Source organism: Paraburkholderia rhynchosiae, from assembly GCF_002879865.1.
In the GTDB taxonomy this organism is placed as follows: Bacteria; Pseudomonadota; Gammaproteobacteria; order Burkholderiales; family Burkholderiaceae; genus Paraburkholderia; species Paraburkholderia rhynchosiae.
The window spans coordinates 82891-103720 of the sequence record NZ_PNXY01000021.1 but is presented as its reverse complement, the minus strand read 5'-3'; the positions used below and the strand labels follow the sequence as shown (position 1 = coordinate 103720).

Below are 20830 nucleotides of genomic sequence, written 5' to 3'. Positions count from 1 at the left end.
ACGTGATTACGCGACTTCGAACAGGCCCGCCGCGCCCTGCCCGCCACCGATACACATCGTCACCACAACCAGCTTCGCGCCGCGCCGTTTGCCTTCGATCAGCGCATGCCCGGTGAGGCGCGCGCCCGACACGCCATACGGATGACCGACGGCGATCGCGCCACCGTTCACGTTCAGACGGTCATGCGGAATGCCGAGCTTGTCGGCGCAATACAGCACCTGAACCGCGAACGCTTCGTTCAACTCCCACAGGTCGATGTCCTCGACTTTCAGCCCCGCCTGCTTGAGCAACTTCGGCACCGCGAACACCGGGCCAATGCCCATCTCGTCCGGTTCACAACCGGCCACCGCGAAGCCCCGGAAAACACCCAGCGGCTGAAGCCCTTCACGCTCCGCGACCGTCGCGTTCATCACCACGCAAGCCGATGCGCCGTCCGAGAACTGGCTCGCGTTGCCTGCGGTGATGACGCCGCCCGGCAGCGCGGTGCGGATTTTCGACACGCCCTCGAGCGTCGTGTCCGCGCGAATACCCTCGTCGCCGCTGACGGTCACCTCCTTAGTGTACAGACGCCCGGTCGCTTTATCGGCGACGCCCGCGAGCACCGTCAACGGCACGATCTCGTCGTTGAACTTGCCGGCTTCGAGCGCGGCCGCGGCGCGCTGCTGCGAACGCACGCCGTATTCATCCTGACGCTCTTTCGAAATCGAATAACGTTTCGCGACGTTCTCGGCGGTCTGCAGCATCGACCAGTAAATTTCCGGCTTGTTTTTGCTGAGCCAGCCGTCGGCCATCATGTGCTGGTTCATCTCGTTCTGCACGCACGAGATGGATTCCACGCCGCCCGCCACAAACACGTCGCCTTCCCCGGCGATCACGCGTTGCGCGGCCAGCGCGATGGTTTGCAATCCCGAAGAACAGAAACGGTTGACGGTCATGCCCGGCACGCTGACCGGCAAGCCAGCGCGCAACGCGATTTGCCGCGCGATGTTCATGCCAGTCGCGCCTTCAGGATTGGCGCAGCCCATGATCACGTCCTCGACGCGCGCCGGGTCGAGCTTCGCGCGTTCGACGGCGGCCTGCGTCACATGGCCGCCGAGCGTCGCGCCGTGCGTCATGTTGAAACCGCCGCGCCATGATTTGGCGAGCCCCGTCCGGGCGGTCGATACGATTACAGCATCAGTCATGCAAGTCTCCTGCCTGTAGATGTCGATGGTGGCGCATGCGTCGGTGCGGGCGATCTCGTCGCCGCGCGGCAATCAGCGGCGCCACCTCAGTCATGTGATGCGAGCGGCGTGTGTGCCGCGTCAGCCGTTAAAGCCCCGACCCTGCGCCGCGAGTTCGGCGATGCGCGGTGCGAGTTGCCATGCGTCGCCGTTCGGCCGCGATGCGTAGCGGCGAATCGCGCGCTCGACGTTGTAGAGGCCGACCGTATCCGCGTACAGCATCGGGCCGCCGCGATAGAGCGGAAAGCCGTAGCCGGTCAGATAGACCATGTCGATGTCCGACGCTTTCGACGCAATGCCTTCTTCGAGAATCTTCGCGCCTTCATTCACGAGCGCGAACACGAGGCGTTCGACGATTTCCTCGTCGCTGATCTTGCGGCGCTCCGTGTTCGTTTCCTTCGAGTAGGCGACGATCATGTCGTCGACCACTTTCGACGGATGAGCGGTGCGGTCGCCCGCCTTGTAGTCGTACCAGCCGCCGCCGGTTTTCTGGCCGAAGCGCCCCGTCTCGCACAGGCGGTCGGCGATCTTCGAGTAGTGCATCTCCGGATATTCGTGATAGCGGCGCTTGCGGATCGCCCAGCCGATGTCGTTGCCGGCCAGATCGCTCATGCGGAACGGGCCCATCGCGAAGCCGAATTTTTCGATTGCGCGATCGACTTGCGCGGGCAGCGCGCCCTCTTCGAGCATGAAGAGCGCCTGGCGAATGTACTGCTCGATCATCCGGTTGCCGATAAAACCGTCGCATACGCCCGACACCACCGCGGTCTTTCTGATCTTCTTCGCGAGCTTCATGACGGTGGCGAGCACGTCTTTCGCGGTCTGCTTGCCGCGCACCACTTCAAGCAGCTTCATCACGTTGGCCGGGCTGAAGAAGTGCATGCCGACCACGTCTTGCGGGCGCTTCGTAAAGGCGGCGATCTTGTCCACATCGAGCGTCGATGTGTTCGAAGCGAGGATTGCACCGGATTTCGCGACTTCGTCGAGACGCTTGAATACCTGTTCTTTCACACCCAGTTCCTCGAACACCGCTTCGACAATCAGGTCGGCGTTTTTCAGGTCGTCGTAGGAAAGCGTGGGCGTAACCAGGGCCATGCGCTCTTCGAGCGCTTCGGGCTTGAGCTTGCCCTTCTTCACGCTGGCTTCGTAGTTCTTGCGAATCGTGGCGAGACCGCGGTCGAGCGCTTCCTGTTTCGTTTCGAGCAGCGTGACCGGAATGCCCACGTTGATGAAGTTCATCGCAATGCCGCCGCCCATCGTGCCTGCGCCAATCACCGCGACCTGTCTGATTTCGCGCACCGGCGTATCGGCAGGCACGTCAGGGATCTTGCTCGCCGCGCGTTCCCCGAAGAACGCATGACGCAGCGCGCGACTCTCGGGCGTTTGCACGAGTGCGACAAAGCATTCGCGTTCGAACGCGAGGCCCTTGTCGAAGCCGATCTTCACGCCTGCTTCCACCGCATCGATACATTTGAGCGGCGCGGGGAAATTCTTCGCGAGCACCGCGACGCTATTGCGCGCGAACTGAATGAAACCCTCTGCGTTCGGATGCTCGATCTTGCGCTCGCGCACCTTCGGATGCGGGCCTTCTTTCGCGCCGGCCTTGCGGGCAAACGCGAGCGCCGCTTCGGCGAGTTCGCCTTCGAGTTCGTCGAAGAGACCAGAATGAGCCAGCACTTGCGACATAACAGGCGCGCCGGAGACGATCATGTTAAGCGCGGCTTCGAGGCCGATTGCACGCGGCAGACGCTGTGTGCCGCCCGCGCCCGGCAGAATGCCGAGCTTCACTTCGGGCAACGCGATCTGCGCGCCGGGCGCAGCAATGCGGTAATGCGCGCCGAGCGCGAGTTCCAGGCCGCCGCCCATCGCGACGCTGTGAATCGCCGCGACTACCGGCTTCGCGCTGCTTTCCACGGTCTTGATGACGGTGGCGAGCGTCGGCTCCTGGGTGGCTTTCGGCGTATTGAATTCGGTGATGTCGGCGCCGCCCGAGAAGGCATTGCCTGCGCCCGTCAGCACGATGGCCTTGATGGCCGGATCGTCCTGCGCGCGCTCGATGCCTTCGACGATCCCCGCCCGCGTCGACAGGCCGAGGCCGTTCACGGGAGGATTGTTCAGCGTGATGACGGCCACGCCGTCATGAGTTGTGTAGTCCACTGCCATCTGCCTGCCTCCATGCGATCCATCGCATCTATGAGATGAGGCGGCGCAGCGCGCGCCGCCTGTCCGGTTCATCGAGCCGACATATCGTCCAGCTCGGGTGCTCCAACCTTCGTCTGCAACTTCAGGTCGGCCGTTCCGGTGTCAGCAGGCAGAATACACAAAAAAGCACGCTCGTTCAATTTATCGTCAGGCGGGGTTTCCCCTGACGAGCGGACAGTCCCCTTCGTGCATCCGGTCTTCGAGCGCCGACGGCAGGACGTGGTCGCGGAGAATCTCGCGCAGTTTCAGTTTCTGCAGCTTGCCCGTGGCCGTATGCGGCAATTCGTCGACGAACACGACGTCGTCCGGAATCCACCATTTGGCAACTTTGCCGTTGTAAAACGCGAGCAGTTCTTCGCGCGTCACGTCGAAGCCAGGACGCTTGACCACGACCAGCAGCGGACGCTCGGTCCACTTGGGATGCGCGCACGCAATGCACGCCGCTTCGGCCACCGCCGGATGGGCAATCGCGACGTTCTCGACGTCGATCGAACTGATCCATTCGCCGCCGGACTTGATCACGTCCTTGGAGCGGTCCGTAATCTGCAAGAAGCCGTCGCCGTCGATGGTCGCGACATCGCCGGTCGGAAACCAGCCGTCCACGAGCGGTGAATCTTCCATGCGGAAATACCGGTCTATGACCCACGGTCCGCGCACATACAGATCGCCGAAGGCGACGCCGTCCCACGGCAACTCCTGCCCTTGGTCGCCGACGATCTTCATATCAACGCCGTAAAGCGCATGTCCCTGTTTTTCGAGCAATTTGCGCTGCTCGGCGAGGGGCCGCTGCGATTGCTCCCAGGTCAGCTTCGACAACGTCCCGAGCGGCGACATTTCGGTCATGCCCCACGCGTGAATCACCTGCACGCCGTAATCGTCCTCGAACGTGCGCAGCATCGCGGGCGGACAAGCCGAGCCGCCGATCACCGTGCGCTCCAACGACGAAAAGCGCACGCCGGCATCGCGCAGATAGTTAAGGAGGCCGAGCCAGACGGTCGGCACGCCCGCCGAATAGGTGACGCGTTCGCGCTCCATCAGTTCGAACAACGACTTGCCGTCGAGGTCCTTGCCGGGGAACACGAGCTTTGCGCCCGTGAGCGGCGCGGCGTGCGGAATGCCCCACGCGTTCACATGAAACATGGGCACGACGGGCAGCACCGAATCGCGCGCGGACAGGCTCATGGCATCGGGCAAGGACGCGCCGAACGCGTGCAGCACGGTCGAGCGATGCGAGTACAGCGCGCCTTTCGGATTGCCGGTGGTGCCCGACGTATAGCAAAGATACGACGCCTGACGCTCGTCGATGGGCGGCCATTCGAAGTCACCGTCCTGCGCGTTCACCAGCGTCTCGTAGCTCAGTACGGGCGTTTGCATGGCCGGCAAATGCGCTTCGTCGGCGAGCGCGATCCAGCCGCGTACTTTCGGACATTGCGGTGCGAGGATGTCGACGAGCGGCGCGAACGTGGTGTCGAAGAGCACGTAAGCATCGTCGGCATGGTTGACGATGTATGCGATCTGGTCGGGAAAGAGGCGCGGGTTGATCGTGTGGCACACGGCGCCGAAGCCAGTCGTGCCGTAATACGCTTCGAGATGCCGGTAGCCGTTCCATGCAAGCGTCGCGACACGTTCGCCGGGTTCGACGCCGAGCGCGATGAGCGCCTGCGCGAGCTGCTTCGCGCGCCGTTCGCAATCGCGATAGGTGTAGCGATGCACGTCGCCTTCGATGCGCCGCGACACGATCTCGGTGCTGCCGAAATGCCGCGCGGCATGCGCGAGCAGCGAGGACACGGTGAGCGGCACATCCATCATCTGGCCAAGCAGCGGCGTCGTCATAAAAGTCGTCCCATGCGATAGGTTGCCAGCCTTGTTTGCTTTTAGAGTACAGCTCGGGGAGCGCCGTACGCGGCCTACTGGCGCGGCAGCGAAATTGCTCATGCAGTTGGCAAGCGAGTCGACGCATCGGCCACTGAATCGACCACCGCATCGGCAACATCTCCGCCACGCATGGCCCACCGGGCGGGCCGCCAGCAGCGCCGCGGGTGCGGACTTACAATATCGGTTAATAGTGAGGCGCTCAACATGTCGTTTTCCCCAAGCATTGCAGGCTCATCCGGGCCTTTGGCGGCACTTTCCGAAGCTCTTACCACCACCACCGAAAACGCGTTCGCGCGGCTTGGCAGCACGTTTCTCACGCGTCTGCCGGCTGCGCCGCTGAGCGCGCCGTACCTCGTCGGCTTCTCCGCCGAGACGGCCGCGCTACTCGGGTTAGAGCCGGGGCTCGAAAAAGATCCCGCGTTTGCCGAACTGTTTTCGGGCAACGCCACGCGCGAATGGCCAGCGCAGGCGTTGCCCTATGCATCGGTGTATTCGGGGCATCAGTTCGGCGTGTGGGCGGGTCAGCTCGGCGACGGCCGGGCGCTCGGTCTCGGCGACGTCGAACATAACGGCCGGCGTTTCGAGCTGCAACTGAAAGGCGCAGGACGCACGCCGTATTCGCGCATGGGCGATGGTCGGGCGGTGCTGCGTTCGTCGATTCGCGAGTTTCTGTGTTCAGAGGCGATGCATCACCTCGGCATTCCGACCACGCGCGCGTTGTGCGTGATCGGCTCCGATCAGCCGGTGCGGCGTGAGGAAATCGAAACCGCCGCCGTGGTCACGCGCGTTTCGCCGAGCTTCGTGCGCTTTGGCCACTTCGAACATTTCTACTCGAACGATCGCACCGACGCGCTGCGCGCGCTCGCGGATCATGTGATCGAGCGCTTTTATCCGCATTGCCGCGAAGCCGACGATCCATATCTCGCGTTGCTGAACGAAGCGGTGTTATCCACGGCGGATCTGATGGTCGAATGGCAGGCGGTCGGCTTCTGTCACGGCGTGATGAACACCGATAACATGTCGATCCTCGGCCTTACGATCGACTACGGTCCATTCGGCTTCATGGACGGCTTCGACGCCGGCTACATCTGCAATCACTCCGATTCGCAAGGCCGCTATGCCTACCGGATGCAGCCGCAGATCGCGTACTGGAATCTCTTTTGCCTCGCGCAAGGGCTGCTGCCGCTGCTCGGCGAACGGTACGAGGAAAGCGCGCGCAGCGACAAAGCTATCGAAGACGCCCAGCGCGTGCTCGGCGGCTTCAAGGACCGCTTCGGGCCGGCGCTCGAGCGGCGCATGGTGGCGAAGCTCGGTCTGGAAATTGAGCGCGAAGGCGACGCGCCGTTGGTCAACCGCCTGTTCGATCTGATGCACGCGAATCGCGCAGATTTCACGCTGACTTTCCGCAACCTCGCCCGCATGTCGAAGCACGACGCGAGCGGCGATGCGCCGGTGCGCGATCTGTTCCTCGACCGCGCCGCCTTTGACGCCTGGGCGAACGACTATCGCGCGCGGCTGTCCCATGAAACACGCGACGACGCGGCGCGCGCCATTGCAATGAACCGAGTGAACCCCAAATTCATACTTCGCAATCATCTGGCGGAAACGGCGATCCGCCGCGCGAAAGAGATGGATTTTTCCGAAGTGGAGCGTCTGGCCGTCGTGCTGCGCCGTCCGTTCGACGAACAGCCCGAACACGAAGCGTATGCCGGGTTGCCGCCCGACTGGGCGAGTTCGCTGGAAGTCAGTTGCTCGTCGTGACGCCCAAACGTCGAGCCGCTTCCACTACGCTCCCACAACAAGCCCGAGACAGGAACCGACCATGAACAATCCCGACGACCTCAAGCACGACGCCCCGTCAGTGCAGAAAGACGACGCCGAATGGCGCAAGCAGCTTTCCGACGTCGAGTATCAGGTGACGCGCCACGCCGCCACCGAGCGCCCGTTCACGGGCCGCTATCACGATCATTGGGAGCGCGGCATCTATGACTGCGTCTGTTGCGGCACGCCGCTGTTCGAATCGGACACCAAGTTCGACGCCGGCTGCGGCTGGCCGAGCTACTTCAAGCCGATCAACGGCGAAGTGATCGCCGAGAAAACCGACCGCTCGCACGGCATGCTGCGCATCGAAGTGCAATGCAAGAATTGCGGCGCGCATCTCGGCCACGTGTTCGAAGACGGACCGGCGCCAACCGGTCTGCGCTACTGCATCAATTCGGCTGCGTTACAATTCGAGCCCAAGTAACGCGGCGCCGGAGTTTGGCGCGCGGCCGGATGGTGTCGTCGGCGAAGAGTCGCGCGCCGGCCGGCCGCCGTGCCCGAGGCACGAAGTCAGGCCCGAAGTCAGCCACAAGCAGCTAGCAGTAACCCGCACGCAGCATCGGCAGGCGAACCGGCCGGCCCAGCGCGGCAATCCAGCCACGCACGGCGTCCCTGCTTCGCGCGAGGCGCGGCAAGCGGGTCGCCTCGCCGGACACTGCGGCGCGTTCCGGCATGCATGTCACCGAGCGCTTCAGGGGCTTCGCTTCAGGCTTCACGCCGCGCCATTGATCCTCCGAACCCACTCTCCGACTTCCCGTCCAGATAATGAAATTCCTGTTCGATCTGTTTCCGATCATCCTGTTCTTCGTCACCTTCAAGGTCTGGGGCATTTTCACGGCGACGGCAGTGGCGATCGTCGCCACGCTGGTGCAGATCGCCTGGGTGGCCTTTCGCCACCGCAAAGTCGACGCGATGCTGTGGGTGAGTCTCGGCGTCGTCACCGTATTCGGCGGCGCGACGCTCGTGCTGCACAACGACACCTTCATCAAATGGAAGCCGACCGTGCTGTACTGGGCGTTCTCCGTCGTGCTGATCGTCTCTCAACTCGCGTTCAACAAGAACCTGATCGAAGCGATGATGGGCAAGCAGATCACCTTGCCGCACACGATCTGGGGCAAGCTGAACGTCATCTGGGCGATTTTTTTCGTGTTGCTCGGGCTGCTCAATCTGTTCGTCGCGTACAACTACACGACTGACCAGTGGGTCAATTTCAAGCTGTTCGGCGCGACTGGTTGTCTGGTGGTGTTCATCGTCGGACAGAGTTTGTGGCTGTCGAAGTACATGAAGGAGGAATGACATGACGAGCGATATGTTCATGCACGCGACCACCGCCGAGCGCGCCGCGCTGATCGAGGCGCGTCTTACCGCGGCGCTCGCGCCCATCGCGTCGATCCAGATCACCGACGACAGCGCGCAGCACGCCGGCCACGCCGGAGCTGCCGCCGGCGGTCATTTCAGTGTCACCATCGTGGCGGTCGCGTTCGCCGGCAAGCCCCGCGTGGCGCGGCATCGCATGGTGTATGATGCGCTGGCCGATGCCATGCAGCGCGGCATTCATGCCCTTGCAATCACGGCGTATACGCCCGAAGAATTCGCTTTGTTGCCCCGCTAGGAAAACTTCCGATGACCTTGAAGAAAACCCGCCTTTGGGTATTGCTGGCCGCATGTGCGGCCGCACCTGCATTTGCACAGAACATCGCCGTGGTGAACGGCACGCCGATTCCGAAAGCACGCGCCGACGCGCTGATCGACCAACTGGTTCATCAAGGCCAGCAAAATACGCCGCAACTGCAAATGGCCGTGCGCGAAGAGCTCGTGAACCGCGAAATCCTGATGCAGGAAGCGCTGCGCCGCGGTCTGCCGAATCGTCCGGACATCAAGGCGCAAATCGCCGTTGCGCAGCAGACTGTCGTGCTCCGTTCGCTGATTGAAGACTTCGTGAAGAAGAACGCGCCGACCGACGCGGAAATCACCGCTCGCTACAACGCGCTGGTCAAGGACGCGGGTGGCAAGGAATATCACTTGCACCACATCCTTGTGGATAACGAGCAGCAGGCAAAGGATCTGATCGCCAAGATCAAGGGTGGCGCGAGCTTCGAAGATCTGGCCAAGCAATTCTCGAAGGACCCCGGATCGGGCAAGAACGGCGGCGACCTGGACTGGTCGGATCCCAAGGCCTATGTGCCTGAATTCGCGGACGCGGCCACGCATCTGCAGAAGGGTCAGATGTCGGACACGCCGGTGCATACGCAATTCGGCTGGCACATCATTCGTGTCGACGACGTGCGCAGCATCACACCGCCGCCGCTCGAACAGGTGCGCCCGCAGATCGCTCAGCAGATCCAGCAGGAAAAGCTGCAGGCGTTTGAAGAAGGCTTGCGGAAGAACGCGAAGATTCAGTGAGCGTTCCTGTTTACCGCTTCAAATGACAAAGCCGCCCGAGGGCGGCTTTGTTGTTCCTGGGCGTGGCTTACGCCGCTTGCGGAATGACTCCTGAACCACGAGGCGCGAGACCGGCGGTGCCCAAAGGCCGCCGTATGACGCAGCGGCCTCGCGTCACACGTATCACCCCAACCAACGCCGCGCGTTCTGGAACACGCGCATCCATGGGCTCGCGTCCGTGACGCCCTCGCCCCAGCCTTCGGGATGCCAGCTCATTTGCACCGCGCGATGCACGCGCTCGGTATGCGGCATCACCACAGTGAAACGGCCATCCCGCGTGGTCACGGACGTGATGCCGTCTGGCGACCCATTCGGGTTGAACGGATACTGCTCGGTCGCTTGTCCTCGGTGATCGACATAACGCATCGCCACCGCGACCTTCGACGCATCGCCTTGTTGCGAGAAGTCCGCATAACCCTCGCCGTGCGCGACCGCGACCGGAATGCGCGAGCCTTCCATACCGGCGAAGAAAATCGACGGTGACGCCTCCACTTGCACCAGCGAGAAGCGGGCTTCGAATTTTTCGGACTTGTTGCGCGTGAACTTCGGCCACGCTTCGGCGCCAGGGATCATCGACGCCAGGCTGCTCATCATCTGGCAGCCGTTGCAGATGCCAAGTGCGAACGTGTCTTCGCGGCCGAAGAACGCCGCGAACATGTCGGCCAGTTGCGGGTTGAAGCGGATCGCCTTCGCCCAGCCTTCGCCGGCGCCGAGGGTATCGCCGTAGGAAAACCCGCCGCAGGCCACCGCGCCCGCAAAGTCCTTGAGGTCGGCCCGGCCGGCCAGCAGGTCGCTCATGTGCACGTCGTGCGCGTCGAAGCCGGCGCGGTCGAATGCATACGCCGTTTCCAGGTGCGAATTCACGCCCTGCTCGCGCAGGACGGCTACACGCGGACGCGCGCTCCTGCCGACGTAAGGCGCTGCGACGTCTTCTGCCGGATCGAAGGTCAACACCGGCGTGATGCCCGGGTCGGCCGCGTCAAGCAGCGCGTCGTATTCCGCGTCGGCACACGCCGGATTATCGCGCAGACGCGCAATGCGCCAGCTCACTTCGCTCCACGTGCGATGCAGCTCGGCGCGCGGGGCTTCGTACACCTTCTTCGCGTCGCGATAAATTTCCATAGTGTCACGATCGTTGATCTTGCCGATCACGTGCGAGCACGCGGACAGGCCATGTTCGCGCAACGCGGCCAGCACCGCGTCGCGGTCGGCCGCGCGCACCTGAACCACGGCGCCGAGTTCTTCGGTAAAGAGCGCGCGGATCGTGCGGTCCTCGCGGCGGCCGCTCGTCTGCTTGGCCCAGTCTTTCGCGTCGCCGTAATCGGACTCGTGATGCGGATCGAGCACGAGCATGTCCACATTCAGCGACACGCCGACGTGACCCGCGAACGCCATTTCACACACGGTCGCCCACAGGCCTCCGTCGGAGCGGTCGTGGTAAGCGAGCAGCTTGCCGTCGTTGTTCAGCGACTGGATCACGTTGAAGAAACGCTTCAGGTCTTCCGGATCGTCGACGTCAGGCACTGTATCGCCGATCTGCTGCGTGACTTGCGCGAGAATACTGCCGCCCAGACGATGCTTGCCACGGCCCAGATCGATCGCGATCAGCACCGAGTCGCCCACGCCCTCGGCTCCGCTCGCGCGGCGCAGTTGCGGCGTGAGATGACGGCGCACGTCTTCGACCGGCCCAAACGCGGAGATGATGAGCGAGACCGGCGCGACGACTTCCTTCGCGACGCCGCGCTCTTCCCACTTGGTGCGCATGGACAGCGAATCCTTGCCGACTGGAATGCTGATGCCGAGCGCCGGGCACAGTTCCATGCCGATTGCCCTGACCGTCTCGTAGAGCGCCGCGTCTTCGCCCGGCGCGCCGCACGCGGCCATCCAGTTCGCCGACAGCTTGAGCTTGTCGAGCGACGCAATCGGCGCCGCCGCGATGTTCGTGACCGCCTCGCCGACCGCCATGCGTCCCGACGCCGGCGCGTTGATGACGGCTAGCGGCGTGCGCTCGGCCATCGTCATCGCCTCGCCGCGGAAGCCGGCGTAGTCCATGGTCGTGATCGCGACGTCGGCGACAGGCACTTGCCACGGGCCGACCATCTGGTCGCGCGCCGTCGTACCGCCCACCGAACGGTCGCCGATCGTGATCAGGAACGACTTGCTCGCGACCGTTGGATGACGCAGCACGCTCACCGCGACTTCCGACAGTGCGATGCCAGTTACATCCACCGGCTGGACCTTCGGCTCGACGCGCGTGACGTCGCGATGCATGCGCGGCGCCTTGCCGAGCAGCACTTCCATCGGCATGTCCACCGGTTGATGCGCGTTGTCGTCCTTCAGTTCAGGGTCGATCAGCTTCAGTTGACGTTCGGCGGTTGCGGTTCCGATCACTGCAAACGGGCAGCGCTCGCGCTCGCACATGGCTTGGAAGGCCGGCAAATCAGCCGGCGCAATGGCGAGCACATAGCGCTCCTGCGCTTCGTTCGACCAGATTTCGCGCGGCGACAGGCCGCTTTCTTCGAGCTGGATCTTGCGCAGATCGAAGAGCGCACCCTTGCCCGCGCCGTCGACGACTTCCGGGAATGCGTTCGACAAACCGCCCGCACCCACGTCGTGAATGCTCAGGATCGGGTTCTTGTCGCCCAGCTGCCAGCACGCATTGATGACTTCCTGCGCGCGCCGCTCGATTTCCGGATTGCCGCGCTGAACCGAGTCGAAGTCAAGTTCGGCGGTATTCGTGCCCGTCGCCATGGAGCTCGCCGCACCGCCGCCCATGCCGATGCGCATGCCCGGCCCGCCGATCTGGATCAGCAGCGATCCTTCAGGCAGGTCGTGCTTGTGCGTGTGCTGATCCGAGATATTGCCGATGCCGCCCGCAATCATGATCGGCTTGTGATAGCCGCGCACCACGCCCGCCACGTTCTGCTCGTAAGCGCGGAAATAGCCGCCCAGATTCGGCCGGCCGAATTCGTTGTTGAACGCGGCGCCGCCCAGCGGTCCGTCGATCATGATTTGCAACGGCGAAGCGATGCGGTCGGGACGGCCGTACGCTGCGTGCTTGTCGTTCGGGTTGCGGTGCGCGAGCGGCTGGGCGACGTCGCGCGCGTTTTCCCATGCTTCCACGCCGTCGGGCAATTCCAGATTCGACACCGTGAAGCCCGCGAGGCCCGCCTTCGGACGCGCGCCGCGGCCGGTCGCGCCTTCGTCGCGGATTTCGCCGCCCGCCCCAGTCGCGGCGCCGGGGAAAGGCGAGATCGCGGTCGGGTGGTTGTGCGTCTCCACCTTCATCAACGTGTGCGTGAGTTCGACGCTGCGGCGATAGTGCTCCGGCAGTTCGTTTTCGCCGAGCTGCTCGGGTGTGCGCGGGAACCAGCGCTCCGCCACGCCGCCAGCCATGATGGCCGAGTTGTCCGAATACGCGACGATCGTACCTTGCGGGTTGAGCTTCTCCGTATTGCGGATCATGTTGAAGAGCGAGATGTCTTGCTTCTCGCCGTCGATCGTCCATTCCGCGTTGAAAATCTTGTGACGGCAGTGTTCGCTGTTGGCCTGCGCGAACATCATCAGTTCGACGTCGGTCGGGTTGCGGCCGAGGTTCGTGAACGCGTCGACGAGATAATCGATTTCGTCATCGGCGAGCGCGAGGCCCAGTTCGGTGTTCGCGGCTTCCAACGCGCGCCGGCTCTCGCCCAGCACGTCGACGGTTTGCAGCGGCTTGGCCGGCAGTTCGTCGAACAGATGCAGCGCATGATCGCGCGACGGCGCGACGCTTTCGGTCATGCGGTCGTGCAACGCGGCGGCCACGGCTTCACGCGCTTCGTCGGAAAGCGCTTTCTTGCCGCCGAGCAAACCGCTTTTCAGCGTGACCGTGTACTCGACGCCGCGCTCGATGCGGCGCACCTGCGTGAGCCCGCACAAATGAGCGATATCCGTTGCCTTGCTGGCCCACGGCGACACCGTGCCGAAGCGCGGCACCACCAGAAACGTCTCGGCCGCGCCGCGCTCTTTGGTCTCTTCGAGCGGATGGCCGTAGTGCATCAGCGCCTCGATCTTCGCGTTGTCTTCAGCGGAAAGCGGGGCCTGCGCGTTGACGAAGTGCAGATATTGCCCACGCACGCCCGTGATGTTCGGGTCGATGCGCGTAAGCGTTTCGAGCAGGCGGGTTTGACGGAAATCGGAAAGGGCCGAAGCGCCGGGGAAACACGAGAAGTGGGCCATGGACTTGACGTTGCGTCGCTCAATGATGCCGAAGAGTCGCGCGTGCTGGCGACATGAGGCGGAAAGGAAGTCCGGGATTATACCCCGGGAGCGGGCTTCCAGCGGGCCCCGCCGTGGTCTCGCGGTGCGCTTCGCGCGCGCCGTGGACTGCGCTCAGGCGTGCTGCACGCGTGACCGCGCGCGGGCGTTGACTGCTATCATTCGCCCTTTCATCAGATCGGTGCGAGCAAGGCTTGGCCTTGCCGCCGGCAATATGTCACGAGTCGAGCCCGGATCAGATCCGGGAGTTACGTCTTCGCGCCATGCCCGGCCGCGCTGCATGTCACGCCTTACGGGGCTCGCACAACGGCCCCCGCCCGGCAAATCGAACCAGAAGAATGGATGTCATCGTCATTGGCGGCGGGATTGCGGGCGTCGCCACCGCTTATCAGCTACGCGCGGCCGGCCACCGGGTCTGCGTCGTCGAGCGCCACGCCACCGTCGCACAAGGCGCGACCTATGGACATGGCGGCACGGTCCTGCCGACGCCGCTCGATGTCTGGTTCGGCCCGACCTTCATGGCGAGCCGCCAGAACGCGAAAAACGGCGTGGTCAGCAAGCCCGGCTTCAGCGGGCCGGCGCGCCAGTTCGTAAAAATGCTCGCGGCCTTGCAGGAGCCGAACGGATTCGGTCACCAATACGGGCTGTTGCGTCCGCTCATCGAATCGTCGCGTGAGGCGATGGCCGACATGGAAGCGCGCTTCGGCTTCGAGTTCGAGCAGGCGAGCGGCCTCCTCTACCTGATCCGTTCCGCGCACGAGTGGCAGCAGTTGCAGCCCGCGCTCGGCCTGCTGGCGCTCTATGACGTGCCGCATCATGTGCTGAGCCCCGCCGAATGCGCGGCCTACGAGCATTCGGTGCGCACGGACCCGGAATTCGCAGGCGGCGTGCTGTTCGATCACGAGCGCACGGCCAATTGCCCGCTCTTTGCAAAGCTGGTCAAACAGACGCTCGATACGCAGGGCGGCGTGCAGTTCATGCTCGGCTGCGAGGTCTCGTCGATTCGCCTCGACGGCGAACGCGCCGCGGTGGAACTCGCGCCTCGGCCGGGCGAGACTTCCCGTTCGCGCGAAGTCGATGTGATCCACGCGGACGCGATTGTGGTCGCCGCCGGTCACGGCAGCCTCGCGCTGCTCGAACGCCTCGGCTTGCGCCTGCCGCTGCATCCGCTGCGCCTGCATACGCTGGTCGCGCCGATCGCGCATGAGGAATGCGCGCCGCATGTCGCTATCGTCGACGCGGTCAAGCGCATCGGGATCAGCCGGATGAATCACCGCTTGCGCATAGCGGGCGGCGCGGTCTTGCAGAGTGCCAATCTGGTCGATAAGCCGCTCGGCGAAGCGCTGACCAAAGAAGCGCTGGCGCTTCTCGGCCAGGCGACTCACGACTGGATTCCGGGCGCGGCGCGCATTTCGGCGGCGTTGCCGTGGGAAGGCATCAAGCTGTTGTCGCCCGACGGCTTGCCGGTGGTCGGCAATGCGCTGCATCCGCGGCTTTTCGTCAATGTGGGCCACGGGCCCGCGGGCTGGGGCCTCGCCTGTGGAGCCGGCAAGCTGGTTGCCGATCTGATCGCGGGCAAGACGCCGGAGCTGCCCGAGGACACACTTGCTGCGCTGCGGGCGGAGCGGTTTTAGCAAGAGGCGCGGCCTCCAATCGACGCATCGCGCGGCCATCGGCACTACCATAGCGATTCCAGAAGCTCTCGCACCTTGCACAAGGTGACCGCCCAGTCTCGCCATGACCGAAGCCGACCTCACGCCGCCGACGCTGATCCGCCCTCACAACCGCGCGCTCCCGCTCCTGACGCTGACTGACTTGCGGATCGCCGAATCGCAGGCCGCCGCGGCCTTGCCCGAGCACACGCTGATGGGCCGCGCCGGCAGGGCGGCCGCGAGCTTCCTGCTCGAACAGATCACGCGCGACACCTCGATTGACAAATCGAAGCAGCGCGTCTGGCTGATCGCCGGTCCGGGCAACAATGGCGGCGACGCGTTGATTCTCGCGACGGAGCTGCACAAGGCCGGCATCGCCGTCGAACTCTACATGCCCGTCGAAGTGAAGCCGGACGACGCCCGCTGGGCGCTCGATACGGCTCGCGCCGCCGGCGTCGCGATCGCCGCTTCGCCGCCCGCTTCGCTCGACGCATACACATGGCTCGTCGACGGCATGTTCGGCATCGGCCTCGCGCGTGCGCTTGAAGGCGTGTTCGCGGCCACCGCCCGCCAGCTCTCGCAACGGGCCAAAGCCCGCCCGCATAGAGGCGGCGTGCTCGCGCTCGACGTCCCGAGCGGCCTCGATAGCGACACCGGCACGATCGTCGGCGACGGCGACGCCGCCGTGCGTGCCACGCACACGGTCACTTTCATCGCCGCCAAGCCTGGCCTCTTCACCGCGCAAGGCCGCGATCTCGCCGGCGCGGTCACGGTCGCGCCGATCGGCGTCGAGAGTAATGCGCGCACGGCCGTGCAACTGAACGCGCCCGAACTCTTCGCCACGTTCCTGCCGCCGCGCGATTTCGCGACCAACAAGGGCACGTTCGGCAGCCTCGCGGTGGTCGGAGGCGACACCGGCATGTGCGGCGCGCCGATTCTGGCGTCGCGCGCGGCGCTCTACACCGGCGCGGGCAAGGTCCATGTCGCGCTGCTGGGCGCGGGCGCGCCGCCCTACGATCCACCGCATCCCGAACTGATGCTGCATGCCATCGACGATTTGCCGCTCGACAAGATGGATGCGCTCGCGGTCGGCTGCGGGATGGGCCACGGAGAACGCGCGACACGTGTCATGCACGACGTGCTCCGGCTCGACATGCCGAAGCTCTTTGACGCCGACGCGCTCAATCTGATTGCGCAAGACCCGTCGCTGGCCGCGGACCTCACTGCTCGCGGCGTGCAAGGGGATCCGTGTCTGCTGACTCCTCACCCGCTCGAAGCCGCGCGCCTGCTCGGCACCGACGCCGCCGGCGTGCAGCGCGACCGCCTGGGTGCGGCACGCGCGCTCGCCGCGCGCTTTGCGAGCGTCGTGGTGCTGAAAGGCACCGGCACCATCATCGCGGCCCCGGACGGCCGTCTCACGATTAACCCGACAGGCAATGCCGCGCTCGCGACGGGCGGCACCGGCGACGTGCTCGGCGGCATCATCGGCGCTTTGCTCGCGCAACGCTTGCCCGGCTATGAAGCGGCGTTGGCCGGGGTCTACCTGCACGGACTCGCCGCCGACACGCTGAGCGCACAAGGCCACGGCCCCGCTGGCCTGACGGCGGGAGAACTGGCGCCGATGGTGCGGAGCTTGTTGAACCGCATGTTCTATCCGTCGGCGCAAGCGTGAGGCCTGAAGCGTGAGGAGGGATTGAACGGCATCGAGAATGCATGAGGCGCTACTGGCAGGCCGGGCGAGCTTTGCACACGGGCTCGCCAAACCGCTGCCGCCCGTCACGCAACGCCGTTATACTCATCAACTGCATGACACTGCGCTGACTCGCCGCTGACTCGCCGCTGACTCGCCGCTGACTCGCCGCGGTTATTGACCGGGTCGCTGCGCGCTGAATGACTGCGCCGCGCGTGGCATCGAGACCCTCGCGGATTGCGGCGGAATTGACGAGCGCTGACGGCAGCGCCAGCTTCTGAAATTTGACTGCGAACGCGGCTGCGCGGCCTCGCTCTGACAGCATCGTTGCATCATCCTCGGCGGCGCTTCGCGCGCGCCTTTCTTCGTGCCCTTGGTTAGACGGACGCTATGACCCAGAACTCGCTCCCCTCCTGGTCCTCGCTGCAAACACATTACGAGCAGATTCGCGATGCACATTTGCGCGACTGGTTCGCCCCCGAGAACGATCCAGCCCCCACCCGTGCCGAGCGCTTTGCGTTCGCGGGCGGCGGTCTCGCGGCCGACTTCTCGAAGAACCGCATCACCGACGAAACCCTGAAGCTGCTCGTGCAACTCGCGCGCGAAGCCGGCGTCGAAAAGCGCCGCGACGCGATGTTCGCGGGTGACGTCGTCAATCCCACGGAAGGCCGCGCGGCGCTGCACACCGCGCTGCGCGCCAGCAACCCCAACGCGCCGTTTCATGCGCAGGTGCAGGCCGAGCGCGCGAAGATGGCGGCGTTCGCCGAGCAGGTGCGCAGCGGCACGTGGACCGGCTACACGGGCAAGCGCATTCGTCACGTGGTGAACATCGGCATCGGCGGTTCCGACCTCGGACCGAAGATGGTCGTGCACGCACTGCATCATCTGGCCACGCCGGAAATCACCACGCACTTCGTGTCGAACGTCGACGGCGCCGATCTCTACAACGTGATGCAGCAGATCGATCCGGAAGAGACGCTCGCCATCATCGTTTCAAAGACGTTCACCACGCTCGAAACCATGACCAACGCGCGCTCGCTGCGTGACTGGTTCACCGAGAAAGGCTGTCCGGAGAATGCGCTGGCGAAACACTTCGTCGGCGTGTCGGCGAATCCTTCGGAAGTGGTCAAGTTCGGCATCGCGAAAGAAAACGTGTTCGAGATGTGGGACTGGGTTGGCGGCCGCTATTCGCTGTGGTCCGCGGTCGGTCTGTCGATCATGATCGCCGTCGGTCCGCAGCAGTTCGGCGAACTGCTCGCCGGCGCGAACGAAATGGACGAGCATTTCCGCACCGCGCCGCTGGAAAAGAATCTGCCGGTACTGCTCGGCATGATCGGCATCTGGTATCGCAACTTCTTCGGCTCGCAAAGCTACCTGGTCGCGCCGTATTCGGAAGCGCTGCATTTCCTCCCGTCGTATCTCCAACAGCTGGAAATGGAGAGCAACGGCAAGTCCGCGCGTCTGGACGGTGCAATGGTTGACTATCCGACCTCCGCGGTGACCTGGGGCGAGCCGGGCACGAACGGTCAGCATGCGTTCTTCCAGATGCTGCATCAAGGCCCGACCATCGTGCCGATCGACTTCGTCGCGGTCCTCACGCCCGAGCATCCGCTGGTCAGCCATCATCCGAAGCTGCTCGCCAACTGCTTCGCGCAAAGCGAAGCGCTGATGCTCGGCCGCACGCTCGAAGAAGCGAAAAAGGTGGCCGGTCCTGACAAGCCGGAACTCGCGCCACACCTGGTGTTTCCTGGCAACCGTCCGACTACCACACTGCTGGTCGATGCACTCACCGCGCGTTCGCTCGGCGCATTGATCGCGTTGTACGAGCACAAGGTGCTGGTGCAGGCGTCGGTGTGGAACATCAATCCGTTCGATCAATGGGGCGTCGAATTGGGCAAGATTCTCGGCAAGGTTGTCGAGGCCGATCTCACGGCGGCAAGCGTGGACGAAAAGAAACACGATTCATCGACATCGGCGTTGATCGCGCGGGCACGCGCGGCTTTGAAACGTTGAGGGTCGTGAGCCGGTCGCTGGTGGCCGGCGTGTTCGACATGCTTATGCTTCGCGTGATGGCTTCGCGCGGGGGCGTGGAAGTGAAGTAGAGCAAAGCGGGCCCTTCGTGGCCCGCTTTGCTTTTGTCGTGGATGTATGTGTCCTGCTCGTTGACTCGGTGCTTCAGGTTCTTCAGGCGAGGCGCCCCGCCTCGATCGTCACCGTGGTATCGCAGCGGCGCGCCAATTCGACGTCGTGCGTGACAAGAATAAGCGTCGCGCCGTTCGCGCGGTTCATCTCGAACATCAGGTCGATCACCGCATGCCCTGTGGCGGCATCGAGACTGCCCGTGGGCTCATCGGCGAAGAGAATCGCCGGATGCGTGACAAACGCGCGCGCCAGCGCGACGCGTTGCTGTTCGCCGCCCGACAGCAGCTTCGGATAATGGCTGGTGCGCTGTCCAAGGCCGACCTGCTCGAGCAGCTTGCGCGCGCGCAGCGCAGCTTCGCGTGTGCCGATGCCGCCTTGCAGTTCGAGCGGCAAGGTGACGTTTTCGAGCGCCGTCAAATGCGGCATCAACTGGAACGACTGGAACACGAAGCCGACGGAGCCGCTGCGCAATGCCGCGCGCTCATCTTCGTTTAACGTGGTGAGTTCACGGCCGAGCAGCCGAACCGAGCCCGAGCTCGCGCTGTCCAATCCTGCGAGCAGGCCAAGCAGCGTAGACTTGCCCGACCCGGATGCGCCGACTATGGCGACACTGCTGCCGGCTTCGATAGCCAGGTCGATGTTGTCGAGAATGGTCAGTTCGCCCGTTGCATCCTTAACCTTCTTGCACAAACCCCGCACTTCAATGACTGGATCAGTTTTGTTTAGCATGGTGAAGCGTAGGTTGAAAGTGCGCGCCATGAAGCCTCGCGCCAACGCGCTAATGTCGGCAAAGAGCTCCGCCGCAATAGGCTCGGTCATAGCGGCCACAGCCGTCTTTTCCGCGACGTTCGCAGTGAGGGCCGCCAACGCCCCGGACCCGGCCAAACCGGTGATCGTGGTGCTCGGCGACAGCATCTCCGCCGAATACGGTTTGCCCCGCGATACTGGCTGGGTTGCATTGATGCGCCGGCGTCTCACCGACGAGCGAATCGATTATAGCGTCGCCAATGCCAGCATCAGCGGCGACACGACGAGCGGCGGACGGGCGCGCTTGCCGGCGCTCATGCAACGTTTGAAGCCGAGCATTGTGATCGTCGAACTGGGTGCTAACGATGCCCTCCGCGGTGTGCCGCTTTCAACGACTGAAGACAACTTGCGCACGATCATCGAAGAGGCTCAGCAAGGTCATGCGAAGGTCGTGCTCGTCGGCATGTACGTGCCGCCTAACTACGGCCCGGACTACACCCAAAAGTTCCATGGGCTGTATGGCCAACTCGCGAAGCAACTGCGGGTGCCGCTCGTGCCATTTCTGCTCGCGGGCATCGCCGATAAGCCCGACATGTTCCAGTCGGATCAGATCCATCCAACGCAGCAGGCACAGCCAGTGCTACTCAACAACGTGTGGCCCGCTGTCAAGCCACTCCTTCGCGCAAGTTCGCCGCGCTGAAAAGCTGCTAACAACTTGTTTCCGGAATTTCGGGAACACGGATCGGGAAGGTCGATCTGACGCTTTCGCAATTCCGCG

The 20830-nt window shown here is 64.1% G+C and carries 15 protein-coding genes; 9 read left to right on the top strand and 6 right to left on the bottom strand.

All coding sequences use genetic code 11. The annotated features are described in order from the left end of the window. Positions 1–6 precede the first annotated feature (6 nt). From C0Z16_RS25545 to C0Z16_RS25535, 3 genes are all read right to left on the bottom strand, one after another. The gene (locus C0Z16_RS25545; RefSeq protein ID WP_102634878.1) at positions 7–1185 is read right to left on the bottom strand and encodes an acetyl-CoA C-acyltransferase; all 1179 of its coding nucleotides are present in this window, start codon (positions 1183–1185) and stop codon (positions 7–9) included. 120 nt (positions 1186–1305) lie between these two features. After that, complete coding sequence (locus C0Z16_RS25540) at positions 1306–3387, bottom strand: 3-hydroxyacyl-CoA dehydrogenase NAD-binding domain-containing protein (protein ID WP_102634846.1); 2082 nt, start codon at positions 3385–3387, stop codon at positions 1306–1308. Positions 3388–3573: 186 nt separating this feature from the next. After that, the gene (locus C0Z16_RS25535) at positions 3574–5259 is read right to left on the bottom strand and encodes a 3-(methylthio)propionyl-CoA ligase (RefSeq protein WP_102634845.1); all 1686 of its coding nucleotides are present in this window, start codon (positions 5257–5259) and stop codon (positions 3574–3576) included. A gap of 246 nt (positions 5260–5505) precedes the next feature. Between C0Z16_RS25535 and C0Z16_RS25530 the strand changes: the two genes are divergently transcribed. Both C0Z16_RS25530 and msrB read left to right on the top strand, forming a co-directional pair. Continuing rightward, positions 5506–7062: a protein adenylyltransferase SelO gene (locus C0Z16_RS25530; RefSeq protein ID WP_102634844.1), complete on the top strand. Its 1557-nt coding sequence runs from the start codon at positions 5506–5508 to the stop codon at positions 7060–7062. A gap of 61 nt (positions 7063–7123) precedes the next feature. Next, positions 7124–7546, top strand: a complete 423-nt coding sequence (gene msrB / locus C0Z16_RS25525) for a peptide-methionine (R)-S-oxide reductase MsrB (protein ID WP_102634843.1) — start codon at positions 7124–7126, stop codon at positions 7544–7546. Between the two features lie 112 nt (positions 7547–7658). Here the strand turns inward: msrB and C0Z16_RS25520 are convergent, their stop codons facing one another. Further along, positions 7659–7865 (bottom strand): hypothetical protein, encoded by a 207-nt coding sequence (locus C0Z16_RS25520; protein WP_102634842.1) that lies wholly within the window; start codon positions 7863–7865, stop codon positions 7659–7661. 22 nt (positions 7866–7887) lie between these two features. On the opposite strand from C0Z16_RS25520, the gene C0Z16_RS25515 reads away from it, so the two are divergent. The 3 genes from C0Z16_RS25515 to C0Z16_RS25505 are packed head-to-tail and all read left to right on the top strand — an operon-like array spanning position 7888 to position 9525. After that, positions 7888–8418, top strand: coding sequence for a septation protein A (locus C0Z16_RS25515; protein WP_102634841.1), 531 nt, complete (start codon positions 7888–7890; stop codon positions 8416–8418). A 1-nt stretch (position 8419) separates the two neighbouring features. After that, the gene (locus C0Z16_RS25510) at positions 8420–8734 is read left to right on the top strand and encodes a BolA family protein (RefSeq protein ID WP_102634840.1); all 315 of its coding nucleotides are present in this window, start codon (positions 8420–8422) and stop codon (positions 8732–8734) included. Between the two features lie 11 nt (positions 8735–8745). Then, positions 8746–9525, top strand: a complete 780-nt coding sequence (locus C0Z16_RS25505; protein ID WP_102634839.1) for a peptidylprolyl isomerase — start codon at positions 8746–8748, stop codon at positions 9523–9525. 162 nt (positions 9526–9687) lie between these two features. Here C0Z16_RS25505 and purL read toward each other — a convergent pair whose 3' ends face one another. Then, entirely contained in the window at positions 9688–13782 is a 4095-nt protein-coding gene (gene purL, locus C0Z16_RS25500; RefSeq protein WP_102634838.1) for a phosphoribosylformylglycinamidine synthase, read from the bottom strand. A gap of 377 nt (positions 13783–14159) precedes the next feature. Here purL and C0Z16_RS25495 point away from each other — a divergent pair, with 377 nt between their 5' ends. The 3 genes from C0Z16_RS25495 (at position 14160) to pgi (ending at position 19176) form a co-directional block, all read left to right on the top strand. Further along, complete coding sequence (locus C0Z16_RS25495) at positions 14160–15455, top strand: FAD-dependent oxidoreductase (protein WP_102634837.1); 1296 nt, start codon at positions 14160–14162, stop codon at positions 15453–15455. Between the two features lie 103 nt (positions 15456–15558). Beyond that, positions 15559–17145: an NAD(P)H-hydrate dehydratase gene (locus C0Z16_RS25490; protein ID WP_102634836.1), complete on the top strand. Its 1587-nt coding sequence runs from the start codon at positions 15559–15561 to the stop codon at positions 17143–17145. A gap of 408 nt (positions 17146–17553) precedes the next feature. Next, on the top strand, positions 17554–19176 hold the full coding sequence (pgi, locus tag C0Z16_RS25480; protein WP_102634834.1) for a glucose-6-phosphate isomerase: 1623 nt from the start codon (positions 17554–17556) through the stop codon (positions 19174–19176). A gap of 171 nt (positions 19177–19347) precedes the next feature. Here pgi and C0Z16_RS25475 read toward each other — a convergent pair whose 3' ends face one another. Continuing rightward, positions 19348–20034: an ABC transporter ATP-binding protein gene (locus C0Z16_RS25475; RefSeq protein ID WP_102634833.1), complete on the bottom strand. Its 687-nt coding sequence runs from the start codon at positions 20032–20034 to the stop codon at positions 19348–19350. Positions 20035–20062: 28 nt separating this feature from the next. Here C0Z16_RS25475 and C0Z16_RS25470 point away from each other — a divergent pair, with 28 nt between their 5' ends. Beyond that, a complete protein-coding gene (locus C0Z16_RS25470; protein WP_244201361.1) occupies positions 20063–20752 on the top strand; it encodes an arylesterase in 690 nt (229 codons plus the stop codon). The last annotated feature ends 78 nt before the right edge of the window (positions 20753–20830 follow it).